Origin of the sequence: Hymenobacter rigui, from assembly GCF_003944715.1 — a bacterium.
In the GTDB taxonomy this organism is placed as follows: domain Bacteria; phylum Bacteroidota; class Bacteroidia; order Cytophagales; family Hymenobacteraceae; genus Hymenobacter; species Hymenobacter rigui.
The window spans coordinates 917,247-934,940 of the sequence record NZ_RWIT01000001.1; the positions used below are offsets into that span (position 1 = coordinate 917,247).

Consider the following 17,694-nt stretch of genomic DNA (forward strand, 5'->3'; position numbering starts at 1 on the left):
AGCATTCGGAGCCTACTGCGGCGCCGTCGCCGGTGCGGTATCGGCTGCGTACGGTGGTGCTGGATGCGGGGCATGGGGGCAAGGATAGAGGCTGCGCCGGCGTAAAAGCCCGCGAAGCCGATGTGGCGCTAAAAATAATTCTGGCTCTGGGCCGGCAGATAGAAGAGAACATGCCGGACGTAAAGGTTGTATACACCCGCAAAACCGACGTGTTTGTGGAGCTGGCCGACCGGGCGGGTATTGCGAATAAGAACAACGCCGATCTGTTCATTTCAGTACACTGCAACGCCTCCGCCGCGGCTGCCAACGGTACCGAGGTCTGGACGATGGGCCCGCACAAGACCGATGCCAACCTGGCGGTGGCCAAGCGCGAAAACTCGGTAATTCTACAGGAAGACAACTATAAGGAGCGCTATAACGGCTTCGATCCGACTTCGCCCCAGAGCCATATTCTGTTTTCGCTCTACCAGAGCGCCCATATGGTAAACAGTATCCGGTTTGCCCAGAAGGTGGACCGGCAGTTCCGCACTACCGTGGGCCGGCCCTCCCGTGGAGTAAAGCAGGCGGGCTTTCTGGTGCTCTGGAAATCCACCATGCCGGCCGTACTCATCGAGTCGGGCTTTCTTACCAACCGGCAGGAAGAACTGTATCTGAACGATAAGGACAATCAGACGTATATGGCCTCGGGCATCTACCGGGCCTTCCGCGACTATAAAAACGAGCTGGAAGCCGCCTCGGGTGAGTAACCCTGCCGGGCCGTGCAACCCGGCCCCAGCCTCCTGACTCTCCCTCCAACCAACCGCTGACCACCGTGTCGAAAGAAATTAAAGTAGCCCTGCTGGGTATTGTGGCCATTGCCCTGCTCATCGTGGGCTTTCAATTCCTCAAAGGAAGCAACCTGCTGTCCTCGGACCGCACCTACTACGCCAAGTACGACAACGTGGACGGCCTGAACGTGGGCAACCCCGTAATTCTGAACGGTATCAAGGTAGGTCAGGTAAAGGAAATGACGCTGGTGCCGGAAGAGGGCAACCGCGTGAAAGTGGCCGTGGAGCTGCAGAAAGGCGTGACCGTGGGTGACTCCACGGTGGCCAGCCTGAGCGGCTCGCTGCTGGGCTCGAAAACCATTACCCTGTTTCTGGGTAAAGACAGCAAGGTGTACGACGGGGGCCAGGAGCTGAAGTCCTACACCGTAGCCAGCATTACCGATGCCTTCCAGGCTAAGGCCCTGCCCGTGCTGGGTACCGTCGATTCAACCCTGATTAAGGTAAACGGCTTCCTAAATAAAGACGCCCGCGTGAGCCTGCAGGCCACGCTGCTCAATGCCCAGGGCAGCACCGAGGCCCTGAAAAACCTGCTGCTGATGAACCAGCGGAACATCAACCAGATTACTACCAATATGGCCCGCCTGACCTCGGAGCTGAATAAAACCAGCGCCAAGTTCGACCGGATTGCCAGCAACTTCTCCACGCTCAGCGACTCGCTTAAGGGGGCCCCGGTCGGCCCGGCCATGCGCAAGCTCAACGCCACCATGGGCGAGGCTCAGCAAACCATGACCACGCTCAACCGGTCCCTTTCGGACCAGCAGGGCTCCCTGGGCAAGCTCCTGCGCGACTCCACGCTGTATAACAACCTCAACGCCACCGCCGCCAGCTCCAACGCGCTGCTGCAGGATCTGAAGGCTAACCCCAAAAACTACGTGCATTTCTCGGTGTTCGGGGGCGGAGGTAAAGCCAAAAAGGAAACCGAAACCACGACCGTGAAACCTAACGGCACCACCACCGAAACTGAAGTGAAAACCACCGTGAAGTAGGTGTCTGCCACAAACAGCAATCCTCTTACCTTTGAATCCGCCCTGCGAGGGGCGGATTTTTTTTGCTCTTCTACCCAAAGGTGGAATAGTGAAATTGCGAAATAGTGAGTTTGACGGGCTTATGGCTTGCTCGGAACGCCAAACTCGCCATTTCACCACTTCACTATCTCACCGCTCCCACCCATTCCCACCCCCAATGAACCTCGAATTCAACAAGAACGAAGACAGCATCAAGCAACTCAACTTCCAGCTGAAAAAGCGGCTGGAGAAAGTGGCCCTCGGTGGCGGCGAGAAGCGCATTGCGGCCCACAAAGCCAAGGGCAAGCTCACGGCCCGGGAGCGGATTGAGTACCTGCTCGACAAGGGCACCGAAACCGTGGAAATCGGGGCGTTTGCCGGGGAGGGGATGTACAAGGAGGAAGGCGGCTGCCCTGGCGGCGGCGTGGTGGTGGTGATTGGCTGGGTGCAGGGCCGGCAGTGCGTGGTAGTAGCCAACGACGCCACGGTGAAGGCTGGGGCCTGGTTCCCGATTACCGCCAAAAAGAACCTGCGGGCCCAGGAAATCAGCATCGAAAACAAGCTGCCCATCATTTACCTCGTCGATTCGGCGGGCGTGTACCTGCCGATGCAGGACGAAATCTTTCCGGATAAGGAGCATTTCGGCCGCATCTTCCGCAACAACGCCGTGATGAGCAGCATGGGTATTGTGCAGCTGGCTGCCATTATGGGCCCCTGCGTTGCCGGCGGGGCCTACCTGCCCATTATGTCCGACGAGGCCATGATTGTGGACGGCACCGGCTCGGTGTTCCTGGCGGGCTCCTACCTGGTGAAGTCGGCCATTGGCGAATCCATCGACAACGAAACGCTGGGCGGGGCTACCACCCACTCCGAAATTTCGGGCGTGACAGATTACAAATTTGCCAACGACGAAGAGTGCCTCGACCACATCCGCAACATCTTCGATAAGATGGGCGGGCAGGCCACGGCCGGCTTCTCACGTAAAGCACCCCAGGCCCCGGCCCAGGATGAGAAGGAAATCTACGGCCTGCTGCCCGCCGACCGCGCCAAGCCCTACGATATGATGGACATCATCAACCGCTTGGTCGATAACTCCGAGTTCGAGCCCTACAAGGACCTCTACGGCCAGAGCCTGATTTGCGGGCTGGCGCGCATTGATGGCTGGGCCGTGGGCATTGTGGCCAACCAGCGCAAAATCGTGAAGACCAAAAAGGGCGCCATGCAGATGGGCGGCGTTATCTACTCCGATTCGGCCGACAAGGCCGCGCGCTTCATCATGAACTGCAACCAGAAGAAGATTCCGCTGGTGTTCCTGCACGACGTGTCGGGCTTTATGGTTGGCTCGCAATCAGAGCACGGCGGCATCATCAAGGACGGGGCGAAGATGGTGAATGCCATGGCCAACTCCGTGGTGCCGAAGTTCTCCGTCATCGTGGGCAACAGCTACGGGGCCGGCAACTACGCCATGTGCGGCAAAGCCTACGACCCCCGCCTGATTGTGGCCTGGCCCACCGCCCAACTAGCCGTGATGAGCGGGGCCGCCGCCGCCAACACGCTCCTGCAGATTCAGGTAGCCGCCGCCGAGGGCAAGGGCGAAAAGCTGACGGACGAAGCCAAAAAGGAAATGTTCGACAACATCAAGGCCCGCTACGACGAGCAACTCTCGCCCTACTACGCGGCAGCACGCCTCTGGGTCGATGCTATCATTGACCCGCTGGAAACCCGCAAAGTCATCTCCCAGGGCATCAGCATGGCCAACCACGCGCCGATTGAAAAGGCCTATAACGTGGGCGTGATTCAGGTGTGATGACAATTCTGCTGGAGAATCCACCGCAGTTTAGGTGGCAGACCGATTTAGGTCGGCTACTACCTGCTCTTCGTCCGCAGGTTGAAGAACTAAGTTGGATTATTTCTAACCTGCAGTGCTTGCACCTTGGAGAGAATATACCAATGGTTGCCGGGTGGGAAGACCAGATGAAGCATTATTACTCATATGCAGTAGTACCTGGTAAAACGCTATATGAAGCTATGGTAGGTAAGGACATTCAGGTAGTATGGGGCGTCTTCTGCGGTGTATCAGGTGAGGTTCCTAATCTGTCGAATGAAGAGGTGCCTTACGCTGATGGAAACGGGGAACTGTGGACTAAGCCAGAGTCATTCCAATTGGCCGCCTCTGAAATAGAAGTAGTGTGCTTTGATAGTGACATCACTTTGATAAAGTTTAGAGATGAAAAGCTCGGTTATCGATTCTTGGAGGTGTTTCCTGACGGACAAATCTTGCGAAACCTGCTAGACGCATAGAACCAAATACCATCTTTGCGCTGTGCTCGTTAATCCTCGGCCCGCCGCTACCATCTGGTACGGCGGGCCGTTGCATTTGTGAGAAAGCACCAGTGCTTGAATACAGTAATTCATGACTTATCCGGCTAACGGGAGTCTGGCATGCCTCTTCCCGGAGCTTGTGTTTTAGGTAGTTTTGAGTAGAGTAGGCAGGTTTGAAAAAAGGTAACAGTCGGGTGATACACTGCCGTGCTCTTTGAAATAATGGGTTGTTAAAAGGTATTTAAAGTATTTTTTTTATAAATATTTATATAGATTGACTTGCCGATAACTGACCCACAGCCTATCGGGCGTGTCTCATTTTTTCATTTTCTATCCCATTAGCATGAAATCAACCCCAGTACTATTCGCCGCTTTACTGGCGAGCGGCGCTGTTTCAGCGCAGAATAACACCCAAACCTCCACCAGTTACGGCAACGACAATCGGGTGACGGTAACGCAAACGGGCCGGGACAACACGGCCATTGCCCGTCAGAATGATGCTGCCGTCAATGGTGGTAGCAGCAGCGGTAACAACAATCAGGTAACCCAAACGCAGGCCGGCAGCCAGCACTTCGCCCAGACTGACCAGATGGGTAACCGCCAGCAGGCTGTGCAGAACCAATCATCTGATGTAAGCCGAGGTGCCAACAGAGCGTACATTCGCCAAGGCTCAACCGCGGCTGGCAGCGACGGGAACTACGCCAGTCAGTTTCAGGGAGGCTTCAGTCACGCGGCCTCCATTGACCAGCGTAGCGGCGGCAACTACGCCACGCAAAACCAGGATGGCCGCAACGCCTACGCCGAAATTTATCAGGCAATAGGTAACAATAACCGCGCTACGCAGGCCCAGTCTACCAATGTGTACGGCGGCAGTGTTACGGCCCGGCAGCTGGGAGCCAACAACACGTCCGGTCAGCAGCAATATGCCTCGGGCTCATCCAGTACCCGCGCCAGTGTACTGCAGCAGGGCAATAACAATGCGGCCCGCCAGGAGCAGCAAAATCAAAGCTCAAATGCCTATATGACGGCCAGCATTGAGCAGCAGGGTAACAACAACACGGCCCGCCAGACGCAAAGCAGCCGGGGCAGTGCTTATTCCACGGCTTTGATTCAGCAGATTGGTAATGGCAATACCGCCACCCAAACCCAGAATCATGCTGGAGGGTATGGGGGCGTGGAAGCCGCGGCTTATCAGAATGGTAACAATAACGCCACTATCCAGAGCCAGACGGACGTGACATCGGTGCGGGCCACGGCCACCCAGACCGGCAACCGCAACGAGGCCACTCAAACCCAGGCCAACGCGGGTTTTTCCATTGCCAGCATCCAGCAGAAGGGCAACAATAACGCCGCCACGCAGCAGCATGGCACGGCGGGTTTCAGCGGATTTGTGCAGGCATCTACCATGCAGCAGGGAAATAACAATACCGCTGCGCAGAGCCAGCAGGGGCAGGGGCACCGGGCTGTGGTAGAGGAACTCGGAAACCGCAACACCGCCCTGCAGGATCAGCGGGATGGAGCATCCGGCGGCAACTACGGCTCCATCAGTCAGGCCAGCAACGACGCCTACGCCCGCCAGCTGCAGGTTGGCAGCAGCAACGAGGCTCGCACCTACCAGGGCGGCACCAGTAACCGTAGCGACGTGACGCAGACCGGAAACGGCAACATGACCATCGTGCGCCAGAATTAGGCTGTGTCTGAAAAGTCATTTGCAACTCGCTGAACGTCATGCTGCGCTTGCCGAAGCATCTCTACCGCTTCACCAGACGGTTCATCCGAAGCGGTAGAGATGCTTCGGCAAGCGCAGCATGACTGTTTTGGAGTTTTCAGACACAGCCTAAAAGCATTTTCTCAATTACGCTTATTGAAAAGCCCGCTTCCTTTGAGGAGGCGGGCTTTTTCTTTCTCAGCAGAAGCGTCTTCTCACCTGTGCAACTGCCTGGCCTGACCACAATCAGCAGCTCAGATCTACGGTCTTGCGCCGCCGTTCGAACCAGGTGGTACCATTCGGGAAACCGTTAAAAATGTATTGAGGCAACGTTTGGACAGGCGGTTGGCGTCTGCTGTACAGAAAGCCACTGGGTGCCGCGTATGCCCAATCTGGTTGGTGCAGCTACCGGTACCGAAGCAGGCCGCCTAAGCACGCTGGTGAATAAACCGAAAGCAGCTTGTAAATCGTGTTTTTAACGCAGTATTCAATCTTTATTCATGAAATCGATCTGTCTTGCCATCCTTTTTGGATTCATTACTCACACCTGCTTCGCTCAAAAACCGGCCGAGGTGATGATTGTCGGCTGCGACCACCTCAACCAGATCTACAAACCCGATAAGCCCGCCACCGATGTTCTGACGCCCCAGGGGCAACAAGAAATCGGCCGCTTCACCGCCGCCATTGCCCGGTTCCGTCCCGATATGCTGGTGGTGGAAATGCTGCCCGAGGAGCAGCCCCGCCTCGACAGCCTGTACGCTCTGTACCGGCAGGATAAGCTGGACCTAGCCACGCTGCCCGGCGGCCGTAGCGAGGTGTATCAGGTGGCTTTCCGGCTGGGCAAGCAGCTGCAGCTGCCCCGGATTTACTGCGCCAATGCCCCCGGCGGCACGTCGCAGGGCATTCTGCGCACCGGCCAGAACATTGCGCTATACCAGCAGGCCGGGGCGGAGCTGAGCAAAGTAGCCGGGGCCAAAAAGGCTGCGCTGGAAGACGGCAGCCTGGCTTTGTCCCGCTATCTGGCCGCCATCAACCAGCCGGAGGTATACAACCTGGTGTACCGGCTGCGCTACGTAACACCGGCCCGCGTTACCAATAGCCGCTTCACCAACCCCGATGCAGCCGTGGACACGGCCTTTGTAAACCCGCGCTACATTGGGGCGGAACTGATTTCGGTGTTCAAGAACCGAGATTATAAAATCTACTCCAACATCGTCACGCAGGCGCTGCAGATCCGGCCGCAGCGGGTGCTGGCCCTGTTTGGGGCGGCCCACATTGGCTCGTTGCAAAGCATCTTCGCCAGTGACCCGGAGTTCCGGGTGGTGGAGTCGCGGAAGTACTTGAAAAAGTAAGGAGCACGGTCGGGAAGTAGATTGTGGGAGGAAATACTGATGCATGAGGTTGATGGTCAGAAAAGCAAAAGTTGCCGTATAGCCTTCCGGACTTAACCCCTGGATTATGGCAAAGAAAACCGTAGCGGAAATACTGGTAGATACCCTGGTGGCGGCCGGCGTGCGGCGCGTGTACGGCGTGGTGGGCGATTCGCTCAACGGCCTCACCGATGAAATCCGGAAGCGCGACAACATTGATTGGGTGCACGTGCGCAACGAGGAAGCCGGCGCGTTTGCCGCCGGGGCCGAGGCCCACCTCACCGGCTCCTTGGCCGTGTGTGCCGGCAGCTGCGGCCCCGGCAACACCCACCTCATCAACGGCCTCTACGACTGCCACCGCAGCCGCGTGCCGGTGCTGGCCATTGCGGCTCAGATTCCGAGCATCGAAATAGGTACCGGCTACTTCCAGGAAACTCACCCCGAAAACACCTTCAAAGAGTGTAGCGCCTACTGCGAGCTGCTGGGCAACCCCGGCCAGGCCGTGCGCATGGTGGAATCGGCGGTGCAAACGGCCCTTACGCAGCGTGGCGTGGCAGTGCTGGTGATTCCCGGCGACATTCAGTACGAGGAAGCCGATGCCCCCGAACCCCGGGTGCCGGCTCTGCGCAGCAAGGCTACGCTAGTGCCGGCTATGGACGATTTGCGCGCCGCCGCCGATGTGCTTAACACCGCTAATAAGGTGACTATTCTGGCCGGGGCCGGCTGCGCCAAGGCCCACGCTGAACTGCTGCAGGTGGCCGAAGCTCTGGGCGCCCCCATCGTGCACGCCCTGCGCGGCAAGGAATCCGTGGAGGGCAACAACCCCTACGATGTGGGCATGAGCGGGCTGCTGGGCTTCACCTCCGGCTATGCAGCCATCATGGACGCCGATGCCCTGCTGATGTTGGGTACTGATTTTCCCTACACCCAGTTTCTGCCCCAGGAAACCCGCACGGTGCAGGTGGACCTGCGCGGGGAGCACATCGGCCGCCGCACCCGGGTGGAAGTGGGTTTGGTGGGTGATGTAGCGGCTACTCTGCAGGCCCTGCTACCCATTCTCAACCACAAGCAGGACCGCCACCACCTCCAGAAATCCCTGGATCATTACCAGGAAGCCCGCCAGAGTCTGGATGAGCTGGCTACCGGGGAGGCCGGCGACACCAGCATGCACCCGCAGTACGTGGCCCGCCTCCTGAACGAGCAGGCCGCCGAGGATGCCATCTTCACCTGCGACGTGGGTACGCCCACTATCTGGGCCGCCCGCTACCTGCGCATGAACGGCCGGCGGCGCCTGATTGGCTCTTTTAACCACGGCAGTATGGCCAACGCCATGCCCCAGGCTTTCGGGGCGCAAATGGCCAGTCCCGGCCGGCAGGTAATTGCCCTGGCCGGTGATGGGGGCTTTGCCATGCTGATGGGGGAGCTGCTGACGCTGAAGCAGCTGAAAACGCCCGTCAAAGTCGTCATCTTCAACAACGCCAGCCTGGCCTTTGTGGAGCTGGAAATGAAGGCGGCGGGTATTCTGGAGTACGGTACCGAGCTGGATAACCCCAATTTCGCGGCCCTGGCTGAGGCGGCCGGTGTGCGGGGGATCCGCGTATCGGACCCCGCTGATTTGCCCGGAGCCATTGCCGAAATGCTGGCGCACCCTGGTCCGGTGGTGCTGGATGCCGTGGTAAAGCGCACCGAGCTATCAATGCCGCCCACCATCCAGGCTGCGCAGGTAAAAGGCTTCAGCCTCTACGCCTTGAAAGCCATTATGAGCGGGCGAGGGGATGAAGTGCTGGAACTGGCCAAAACCAATCTGCTGCGGTAACGAGATGCAATAGAACGTCATTCCGAGCGCAGCCGAGGAATGACGTTCTATGTACTTCTTAAAAATCTCTGTGAGCGAACAAAAAGGTCTTTATCGGCTGTTATTTCCCGATACGCCTGCGGGCTGAAACGCGCGGGTTGTGTTTATTTGCTACTTCTGCCTTGCGCGGCTGCGGCCGTCACTTTGCCGTTCCATGACCAACAAAGAAATAAAAGCCCTCATCTCCCTGCTCGACGACCCCGAAGTTGCCCCGCAGATTCAGGAGAAAATCCAGACGCTGGGCGAAACTATTATTCCGTTTCTGGAGGAAAGCTGGGAGGAAACCCTGGATCCTCAGCAGCAGCAGCGCCTCGAAGATCTGATCCACCATTTGCAGTTTGAGGGCCTGCAGCAGCGCCTGCGCGTGTGGCGCGACTCCGGCGGCGAAAACCTGCTGGAAGGCATGTGGCTGCTGAACAGCTACCAGTACCCCGATGCTGATTTTCAGGTGCTGAACCGGGCCATTGAGCAGCTACGCTTTGAGGTGTGGACGCTACTGCAACCCGAAATGCACCCCGCCGACCAGGTACAGGCCCTTAACCACGTGCTGTTTCGGGCCCATAAGTTTGCTGCCAACACCCAGAATTTTCATTCCCCGGCCAACTCCATGCTGCACCGGGTATTGGAAACCCGTCGGGGTAACCCGCTTACACTCTGCGTAATTTACCTGCTGGTAGCCCAGCGCCTCAAACTGCCGGTGTTTGGCGTGAACCTACCCAACCTGTTTGTACTCACGTACCGGCAGGAGCCGCCGCTGGAGTCGTTCTATATCAACTGCTACAACCGAGGCCTGGTGCTTTCCCGCACTGATATTGAGCACTACATCGCGCAGCTCAATCTTACGCCTAACGAAATATTCTTCGAGCCCTGCTCACACCTGGATATTGTGCGCCGCGCCCTGCGTAACCTGCAGCTCAGCTTCGAGAAATTGCAGGAGCCCGCCAAAGCCGCGGAAGTAGGCCAGCTACTGGCCATCCTGACGGTGGAAATGGTAGCCGACAATTCAGACGCTTCGCCGGACGAGGAGTAGGTTCCGTTGCCCGTTGTGAGTTGCCAGTTGCCCGTATCGTTCTTGTATACGGGCAACCGGCAACTCACAACGGGCAACGGACTTTAAAACTTCTTAATCAGGCAGCCGGCAGCGCGCTTATCGGCTACGGCTGCCGGACGGCCGGCCAGCAGGTTGTTGAGCACCTGCTCCACGTATTTTTCCTTCACATAAGCCTCCACCTGCGGATTATCGTCAATAGCCCCTTTGTAGCGCACGGCAAATCCGTCGCCCACGGGCTGCAGCACTACGGCCTCCGGGGTTTTGCTGGCTCCCAGCAGGTTGCTCACTTTCTGGCCTTCATCGGTAAGAAGAGGCAAATCGGCACCGGTGGATTTCACCTTCAGCTTTTCCGCGTCGCCGGCGTCGGCACTGGCCTCCAGGTTGATGGGCGCATTCACGAACAGGAACTGCACCCCTTTGGCCCCATACTCCGCGCTGAGGGCGCTGAGTCGGCTCTGATACAGCTTGGAAAAAGCGCAGCTGGGGTTCAGAAATACCACTACTACGGCTTTGCTATCGGCGTAGCTTTTCAGTGCTACTTCGGCATTAGAGGCATTCTTCAGGCTGAAATCGGCCACGGAGCGGGTGCCCTGGGCGCGGGCTGCGCTTACGGCCACCGTGCAAAACAGCAGGGCCGCGGCAGCAACAATAGAAAGTCGGCGTAGAGACATGAGGAGCGGGAAACTGGTGAGGCGAGGGAAGGGTGCGTATAGCTACGCAAAAAAGGCAGAAAGAAAGGACCGTAGCCTGTCTGCGCTACTCATTCCTGATTTCACCAATGGTGTACGTAAGAATGTAGTCGGGTTGGGGGTGCAGATACTGAATCTGGTGTTGGCTGCGGGAGTTTTCGAGCAGCAGGTGCCCCGTCAGCACACCTGCCTCCCGCAGCTCAAACGGGCTGAGCAACAATTGCTCTTTAAACACCAGGCCCCGGCGGCTATGCAGCTTATACAGCGTCTCCTTGGCACTCCAATACAGACAATACTTCGTTGCGTCGCTGCCAGCGTCGGCTAACTCAGATTCCGCTAGAACCCGGGGAGCCAACTTTTTAGCTTTGGGACGGATCAGTTCAATATCTATGCCAACCGCCTCTTGGGTGGAAAGTACCGCCGCTACCCACTCGCCGGAGTGCGAGAGGGAAACGCCGTAAGTGGGCAGCTCCTGGAAGTAGGGTCGGCCGTTTTTGTCGTTGTGCAGGGTGGCGGGGGTGTCGTTCAGCTCCCGCAGCAGGTGGTGGGCCAGCACCCGGCCGGCCAGCCATTGCCGGGCCCGCAGCTCGTCGCGGCCCTGGGGGAAGCGGGCCAGGTAGTGCGGCTGGGCAGGCAGCAGGTCCCAAAGCATTTCAGCTGGTTCCGTCAGGTGCCACAGGCCCAGGGCGGCCGTTTGGGAAATAGGGGAGAGGGCGTGAAGCGGCAAGTGGTGAAAGAGGAAGGTATGCGAAGGTGAAGGTACGAGGGAAAATAAGGGCCTGATATCTGTGTAGCGGGCAGAGTAGCTGCCGGGCGGTATCTTCGCCCTGCGGTTTCGCAACTTCACCTTTCACAACCTCACCCTTGTCTTCCCGTCCGCAGGTTCACAAAGCAGCTTCTCTTACCGGCCACCGCGACTGTGTGTATGCCCTCTCGGGCGTAGCCGGTGAGCAAACCGTATTTTCATCGGGGGCGGATGGGCTGGTGGTAGCCTGGCAGGCCGATGCGCCCGAACAGGATGGCGACTTGCTGGCCCGCGTGGAAAACTCAGTGTATGCGCTGCTGCACCTGCCGGAGCGTAATCTGCTGGTGCTGGGGCATAATTTTCAGGGCGTACAGGTGCTGGAGTTAGGTGCCAAAACGCTGCTGCATGCTACGGCGCTTCCTCCGGTAGCCATTTTCGACCTGGCGTATTCCGCGGTGCACAACCGGCTGTACGTGGCCCTGGGCGACGGCACGTTGGCCGTACTGCGGGGCACTGATTTCGGGGTGGAAAAACTGCTGCGCCTCGCCGATAAAAGCCTGCGCTGCCTGGCCCTGCATGAGCAGCGCGGCGAGCTGGCCGTGGGCGGCTCCGACCACAAGGTGCGCATCTTGGACGCGGCGTCGCTGGAAGTGAAGCAGGTCGTGGAAGGAGCCACCAACTCGGTATTCACCTGCGCGTACTCCCCCGATGGGCGCTACCTGCTCACAGCCGGCCGCGACGCGCATTTGCGCATCTGGGACGTGGCCGCCGGCTACCGGGAACACCGCAGCATTGTGGCCCACATGTTCACCATCAACCACCTGGCCTTTTCGCCCGATGCCCGCCTGCTGGCCACCTGCAGTATGGACAAAAGCATCAAGCTCTGGGACGCCGAAACCTGGCAGCTGCTGCGCGTGGTGGACAAAGCCCGGCACGCCGGCCACGGCACCTCCGTAAACAAGTTATTTTGGCCGGGCAGCGGGAAACGGCTAGTTTCGTGTAGCGACGACCGGAGCCTGGCAGTGTGGGAAATCCAGAGTAGTGAGTAGTCAGGAGTTAGGAGCTGGTAAAGGGCAGCCCATACGGCCCCATGCTTTTTCTCAGCTGCTACACTCAATGTCTTTCTCTCGTACTTGGAGCCTCTTCGTGCCGCCGCCCCTCTCTTCTGGCTTCTAGCTCCCAAGTACCTATGAAAATTACCGCCCTCGATATTCGGCAGAAAACCTTTGAAAAAGCCTTCCGGGGGTTGGATAAGGATGAAGTACAGGCCTTTTTGCTTACTCTCTCGCAGCAGTGGGAGCGGATGGGCGACGAAAACCGGGAGCTGCGCCTCAAGCTCGACCACGCCACCCAGGAGGTAAGCAAGATGCGCGAGGTGGAAACCAGCCTCTACCGCACCCTCAAAACCGCCGAGGACACCGGCAACAGCATTACCGAGCAAGCCCAGCGCGACGCTCAGCTCCGCATCCGCGAAGCCCAGCTCCAGGCCGAGCAGCTTCTCAACGATGCCCGCCAGAAGGCCCGCTCAGTGGTGGATGAGGCCTACCAGCAGGCCGAGCGCACCGTGGCCGACATGCAGAAGGAAGTAAACGGCCTGGGCCAGGAGTGCCAGCGGCTGGAAAACCTGCTCGACGGCCTCACCCGCGACCTGCACAATCTGGCCTCTGAAGCGCTGGATAAGGTGGAAAAAGCCCGCAACCGGCCCAAAGCCAGCACGGCGGCCATCCTTTCGCGGGCGGCCAGCGTAAAAGTGAACCGGCCGCAGTCTGCGGACCCATCACCTAAACCTGACCCTGCCATGTACGTTTCCACTTCTGCTACTTCTTCGGCCGCAGCCGTTGCCGGCGGCACTGCTGCTTTCCACGGAGGCTCGTCGGCTGAGGCCTCAGAGCGCCGCCCCATTGGCTACAACCCCAAGCCCGGCCAGCAACCCGATCCTAATCATCCTGAGCGGCCCGAGCCCGAAATTGAGCGCCCCGGCGCGCCGATTCCCGGTGCCCCCAACCCCGATGTGCAACCCGGCCAGCCCAGCCAACCGGGGCAGCCTGACCGCCCGGAAATTCCGCAGCCCGTGCCCCCTTCACATCCCGGCCACTCGGACCAGCCCAGCATGCAGACGGCCAATTTGGGCGAGAAGTCGTTTTTTGACGAAATCTAGAACACGGATTTTGCGGATTGAGCAGATTTCACGGATTTTGTGAATGACTATTGTGCGAGGCCTGCCTGTTGGGGCGGGCTTCGTTTTTTTTGTGACCGCGCCACTGGCCCGTCAAGCTCACTATTTCACCAACTCACCATTTCACCATATGGGCCAGATTGCACTGGAAGGCATGGAGTTTTTCGCCTTCCACGGATACTACGACGAGGAGCAGAAAATCGGGAACAAGTACGGCGTTGATTTATACATCGACACGGACTTGCACGCCGCCGGGCAATCGGATCAGCTGCGCGAAACGGTGAACTACGAGGTGCTGTACCGGGTAGTGGCTGAAGAAATGCAGGCCCCGGCCCGCCTGCTGGAACATTTGGGCCACCGAGTGCTGGATCGGGTGCTGGAGGAGTTTCCCTACGTTAACGGGGTGCGGGTGAGCGTATCAAAGTTCAACCCACCGCTGGGCGGCATCTGTCACCGGGCCCGTGTTACGCTGGAGCGGCGGCGGTAGGAGAGTAGTTCATAGAACGTAAAAGCCTGTTAGGGGATAAGGATTCGGCACAATGTCGAATCCTTATCCCCTAACAGGCTTTTTGTTGTAATTTCATTAATATACAAGTGGTTGAAATATTATACGAAAAAAATCGTAGGTAAAACTTGCATCTACGATATGCTTCGTATATGTTTGATGTACGAACTGATTCGTAGTGTTTCGGTCACGCTCTGCCGGCGCGTAGGTAGGGGCGGGCAGGCAACGGTGGCGGGTGGTTCGGTAGTCATTCATTTAGTGCCTTAGGTTTTTCTCATGAGTAAATCACCCATTCCCAAACCCACCGAATCGGAGCTGGAAATTCTGCAGGTGCTCTGGCAGCACGGCCCTAGCACCGTCCGGTTCGTGAACGACGAGCTGAACCAGCGGCGGGAGGTAGGCTACACCACCTCCCTGAAGCTGCTGCAGTTGATGCTGGACAAAGGCCTGGTGCTGCGCGACGACGACAGCAAAACCCATGTGTACCGGGCTGCCGTGCGCGAGGAAGAAACCCAGGGTCTGCTGCTCGACCGGTTCGTGGATTCCACCTTCGGGGGCTCGGCCATGAAACTGGTGATGCAGGCGCTGGGTAACCGCCGCACCTCCCGCGAGGAGCTGGCCCAGATCCGCCGCCTGCTCAACGACATCGAAATTCAAAACGATACCACTCCACCTTCTACTCCCGACGCGCAATGAACTGGCTGGAATCCTTTTTGCCCCCTGCGCTGGTGCGCGCCCTGGGCTGGACGTTGGTGCACTCCCTATGGCAGGGGGCGGTGGTAGCGCTGGCCTTGGCCGGGCTGCTACTGCTGCTGCGTAAGCATCAGGCCGAAATCCGCTACCGGACGGCGGCGGCGGCCTTGCTGGTGCTGTTCACGCTGGCGAGCATCACCTTTGCCCGGTACTACACGGCTACCCCGCCCGCAGCGCAGTCGGCCACGGCTGGCTTTGTGGTGGGTGATGCTGCCATGCGGACTGACGGCGTAAAGCCCGCGGCTACCACGGTAGTTGCCTCGGCTGCAAATGAAGCCACAGTAACCGTAGAGCCAGCCGCACCAACCGGCTTGCAGGCCTGGATTACTTACTTCGATAACAACCTGCCGGTGCTGGTGGCCGCCTGGCTGCTGGGGTTGCTGGCCATGACGCTCCGCTTGCTGGGTGGGCTGGCCTATGTGCAGCGCCTGCGCCGCTACCGGGTCCAGCCCCTGGCCGAGGAATGGCAGCAGCGCCTGCAGGCCCTGGCCGCCAAAGCCCGGCTCACGCAGCCGGTACAGCTGCTGGAATCGGCGCTGGTGCGGGTGCCGGTGGTGGTAGGCCACCTGTCGCCCGTGATTCTGCTGCCGCTGGGTACGGTTTCGGGCCTCAGTGCAGCGTATCTGGAAGCTATTCTGGCCCACGAGCTGGCCCACGTGCAGCGCCGCGATTACCTGATGAACCTGCTGCAGTCGGTAGCTGAAACGCTGTTCTTCTACCACCCCGCCGTGTGGTTTATTACGGCCTGCCTGCGCACGGAGCGGGAAAACTGCTGCGACGACGCCGCCATAGCCTTGGTAGGTGGCAACCCACTCACCGTGGCCCGGGCCCTGGCGGCCCTGGCCGAGCTTACCGCCACTCCCGAACCTAGTGAAGCCCGCCTGGCCATGTCGGCCCTGGGCCCCGATGGCTCAGTGCTGGGCCGCATCCGCCGGCTGGTGCAGGGCCGCACGGCTCCCACCTTCACCGAAGGTTTTATGGCAGCCTGCGTGGTGCTGAGTGGCTTGGTGCTGCTGACTTCCGCCGTGGCACTGGCCGACCCCCGGCCGGCCCATGAATCGGGTCTGGAGAGCAGCCTGAAACAGCTACCCTTCCTAAGTTCAGAGCCCGATACGATGCAGAAGAAAGCCGCCAGCCTGGCCCCCGGCACTCCGGCCACGCTGCCGCCCATTGCCGGCGAGGATGACCTGGCCGCGCTAAGTGCGCCGGCCGCTTCTCCGAATCAGAGTTTTGCTGAGGCCAATACTTCGATGGCGGAGGATGATGGGGGAGAGGACGACGGCAAAAAACGCAAGCGTACCCGCCAGCAGGTGGTGGTAGTGCCCGGCCCCGGCCGCAGCCGCCCCGGCACGGTGGTAATTGAGAAAGATAAAAAAGGCCGTATCACCAGCCTGTCGGTTGACGGGCAGCCGGTAGAAACGGCCAGCACCGGCAAATCGAAAGGCCGGAAAGCGGCCAGCCAGGTTGAGGTGATTCAGCTGCCGGCCGGCCGGCAAGCCTGGGCCAGCGGCCGGGGCTTCAGCTCTACTTTCGACAATAGTTTCGCCCGGAGCTTCCAGTTCCCGGGGGCGGGCCTGAGTACCGCCGAAGTAACCCGCATCAAGGCCGATGCCCAGCGTGCCGCCGCCGATGCCCGCCGCCAGCTGCGCGAGAACTCACAGTGGCGCATGGATATGGAGCGCGGTACCGATGCGTGGGCCAACCAGGCAATGAAAGCCCGTGCGCAGGGCCTGAAAAGCCGGTTACAAGCTTTGCAGGGTGCTGAAAAATCACTCCGCAGTACACTTGCCGATGAGGACCTGAACGACGAGCAGCGGGAGCGGATTGAGGAGCAGCTGGAAAACATCCGGGAGCAGCAGCAGGATGCCCGCCAGGATTTCCAGGAAGACCTGCGCGACCAGCTGGAAGATGCCGAAGACGGCAGCCGTAACGGCGGCGACGATGAGGCCGCCCACCGCCGGGTAGAGGCTGAAATGCGCCGCCACGAAGCCGAGATGCGCCGGCTGGAAGCCGATATGCGCAAGCACGAAGGGGACATGCGCCGCACCGAATCCGAACTGCGTCGTCAAGAGGAGCAGATGCGCCGCACCGAGCATGACCGGACCGACGAAGCCGCCCTGCTGCGTGAATTACGCAAAGATGGGCTTATCACCAGCCCTAACAGCGTGCAGCTGAGCCTGAACGCCGCCAACCTCACTGTGAACGGCAAAAAGCAGCCCGCCGCCGTGCGCGACAAGTACCTGAAACTGGTGGAGCAGCAGACGGGCCGGCCCTTCAAAGGCTCCTACAACTTCAACCGCCAGACGTCCGGCACCACGGCTACCTTCCGCGGGCCTAGTGCGCCACCCGCACCCCCGGCACCGCCCGCACCCGGCGTACCGGCTCCGCCCACGCCGCCCCGTCCGCCCCGCGCCCCGCGCTTCAACTCCGACAATATTCGGGCGGAGCTGCGCAAAGACGGGGTGATTGGAGCCAGTGAGAAAAGCTTCCAGTTTCAGCTGAACGACGAAGGCCTGACCGTCAACGGCAAAAAGCAGTCAGATGCTTTGGCCAACAAGTATCGGAAACTGGTGGATGAGTCGGATGGTAACGGCCGCAATACCCACCGTAATGTGCAGATTTCGATAAGCGAGTAAGCAAGCTGCCCGTCACTATCGGCCGCCGCTGCAACGGCGGCCGATTTTTTTTA

At 59.3% G+C, this 17,694-nt stretch carries 15 protein-coding genes; 13 read left to right on the forward strand and 2 right to left on the reverse strand.

Annotated features, from left to right (window positions below; translation table 11 throughout):
* Positions 1–32: 32 nt before the first annotated feature.
* From EI291_RS03865 to EI291_RS03900, 8 genes are all read left to right on the forward strand, one after another.
* Positions 33–746: an N-acetylmuramoyl-L-alanine amidase family protein gene (locus EI291_RS03865; protein ID WP_240635360.1), complete on the forward strand. Its 714-nt coding sequence runs from the start codon at positions 33–35 to the stop codon at positions 744–746.
* Positions 747–811: 65 nt separating this feature from the next.
* On the forward strand, positions 812–1,813 hold the full coding sequence (locus EI291_RS03870; protein WP_170172485.1) for an MlaD family protein: 1,002 nt from the start codon (positions 812–814) through the stop codon (positions 1,811–1,813).
* A 196-nt stretch (positions 1,814–2,009) separates the two neighbouring features.
* Positions 2,010–3,638, forward strand: a complete 1,629-nt coding sequence (locus EI291_RS03875; protein WP_125418141.1) for an acyl-CoA carboxylase subunit beta — start codon at positions 2,010–2,012, stop codon at positions 3,636–3,638.
* Complete coding sequence (locus EI291_RS03880) at positions 3,638–4,132, forward strand: hypothetical protein (protein WP_125418143.1); 495 nt, start codon at positions 3,638–3,640, stop codon at positions 4,130–4,132. The genes EI291_RS03875 and EI291_RS03880 overlap by 1 nt, the downstream gene beginning before the upstream one ends.
* Before the next feature lie 364 nt (positions 4,133–4,496).
* On the forward strand, positions 4,497–5,843 hold the full coding sequence (locus tag EI291_RS03885; RefSeq protein ID WP_125418145.1) for a hypothetical protein: 1,347 nt from the start codon (positions 4,497–4,499) through the stop codon (positions 5,841–5,843).
* A 518-nt stretch (positions 5,844–6,361) separates the two neighbouring features.
* Positions 6,362–7,213 (forward strand): DUF5694 domain-containing protein, encoded by an 852-nt coding sequence (locus EI291_RS03890; protein ID WP_125418147.1) that lies wholly within the window; start codon positions 6,362–6,364, stop codon positions 7,211–7,213.
* A gap of 106 nt (positions 7,214–7,319) precedes the next feature.
* Positions 7,320–9,047, forward strand: coding sequence for a ubiquinone-dependent pyruvate dehydrogenase (gene poxB / locus EI291_RS03895; RefSeq protein WP_125418149.1), 1,728 nt, complete (start codon positions 7,320–7,322; stop codon positions 9,045–9,047).
* 193 nt (positions 9,048–9,240) lie between these two features.
* Positions 9,241–10,116 carry a transglutaminase-like domain-containing protein gene (locus EI291_RS03900; RefSeq protein ID WP_125418151.1) on the forward strand — a complete coding sequence of 292 codons (876 nt, stop codon included), beginning with the start codon at positions 9,241–9,243 and terminating at the stop codon, positions 10,114–10,116.
* 83 nt (positions 10,117–10,199) lie between these two features.
* Here EI291_RS03900 and EI291_RS03905 read toward each other — a convergent pair whose 3' ends face one another.
* Together EI291_RS03905 and EI291_RS03910 are read right to left on the reverse strand one after the other, a co-directional pair.
* The gene (locus EI291_RS03905; RefSeq protein WP_125418153.1) at positions 10,200–10,808 is read right to left on the reverse strand and encodes a redoxin domain-containing protein; all 609 of its coding nucleotides are present in this window, start codon (positions 10,806–10,808) and stop codon (positions 10,200–10,202) included.
* Positions 10,809–10,893: 85 nt separating this feature from the next.
* Entirely contained in the window at positions 10,894–11,553 is a 660-nt protein-coding gene (locus tag EI291_RS03910; protein WP_125418155.1) for a 4'-phosphopantetheinyl transferase family protein, read from the reverse strand.
* A gap of 137 nt (positions 11,554–11,690) precedes the next feature.
* Here EI291_RS03910 and EI291_RS03915 point away from each other — a divergent pair, with 137 nt between their 5' ends.
* The 5 genes from EI291_RS03915 (at position 11,691) to EI291_RS03935 (ending at position 17,641) form a co-directional block, all read left to right on the forward strand.
* On the forward strand, positions 11,691–12,620 hold the full coding sequence (locus EI291_RS03915) for a WD40 repeat domain-containing protein (protein ID WP_125418157.1): 930 nt from the start codon (positions 11,691–11,693) through the stop codon (positions 12,618–12,620).
* A 140-nt stretch (positions 12,621–12,760) separates the two neighbouring features.
* Entirely contained in the window at positions 12,761–13,729 is a 969-nt protein-coding gene (locus EI291_RS03920; RefSeq protein ID WP_170172486.1) for a DivIVA domain-containing protein, read from the forward strand.
* Between the two features lie 148 nt (positions 13,730–13,877).
* Entirely contained in the window at positions 13,878–14,234 is a 357-nt protein-coding gene (gene folB / locus EI291_RS03925; protein WP_125418161.1) for a dihydroneopterin aldolase, read from the forward strand.
* Between the two features lie 294 nt (positions 14,235–14,528).
* The gene (locus EI291_RS03930; RefSeq protein ID WP_125418163.1) at positions 14,529–14,948 is read left to right on the forward strand and encodes a BlaI/MecI/CopY family transcriptional regulator; all 420 of its coding nucleotides are present in this window, start codon (positions 14,529–14,531) and stop codon (positions 14,946–14,948) included.
* Positions 14,945–17,641 carry a M56 family metallopeptidase gene (locus tag EI291_RS03935; RefSeq protein WP_125418165.1) on the forward strand — a complete coding sequence of 899 codons (2,697 nt, stop codon included), beginning with the start codon at positions 14,945–14,947 and terminating at the stop codon, positions 17,639–17,641. Before EI291_RS03930 ends, EI291_RS03935 begins: the two co-directional genes overlap by 4 nt.
* Positions 17,642–17,694 lie beyond the last annotated feature (53 nt).

Bases quoted from the DNA above. Each gene is read 5' to 3' on its own strand.
- EI291_RS03875 (WP_125418141.1), top strand. From the start codon at position 2,010: ATGAACCTCGAATTCAACAAGAACGAAGACAGCATCAAGCAACTCAAC.
- EI291_RS03930 (WP_125418163.1), top strand. From the start codon at position 14,529: ATGAGTAAATCACCCATTCCCAAACCCACCGAATCGGAGCTGGAAATT.
- EI291_RS03880 (WP_125418143.1), top strand. From the start codon at position 3,638: ATGACAATTCTGCTGGAGAATCCACCGCAGTTTAGGTGGCAGACCGAT.
- EI291_RS03890 (WP_125418147.1), top strand. From the start codon at position 6,362: ATGAAATCGATCTGTCTTGCCATCCTTTTTGGATTCATTACTCACACC.
- EI291_RS03935 (WP_125418165.1), top strand. From the start codon at position 14,945: ATGAACTGGCTGGAATCCTTTTTGCCCCCTGCGCTGGTGCGCGCCCTG.
- EI291_RS03900 (WP_125418151.1), top strand. From the start codon at position 9,241: ATGACCAACAAAGAAATAAAAGCCCTCATCTCCCTGCTCGACGACCCC.
- EI291_RS03920 (WP_170172486.1), top strand. From the start codon at position 12,761: ATGAAAATTACCGCCCTCGATATTCGGCAGAAAACCTTTGAAAAAGCC.
- poxB (WP_125418149.1), top strand. From the start codon at position 7,320: ATGGCAAAGAAAACCGTAGCGGAAATACTGGTAGATACCCTGGTGGCG.
- EI291_RS03905 (WP_125418153.1), bottom strand. From the start codon at position 10,808: ATGTCTCTACGCCGACTTTCTATTGTTGCTGCCGCGGCCCTGCTGTTT.
- folB (WP_125418161.1), top strand. From the start codon at position 13,878: ATGGGCCAGATTGCACTGGAAGGCATGGAGTTTTTCGCCTTCCACGGA.
- EI291_RS03885 (WP_125418145.1), top strand. From the start codon at position 4,497: ATGAAATCAACCCCAGTACTATTCGCCGCTTTACTGGCGAGCGGCGCT.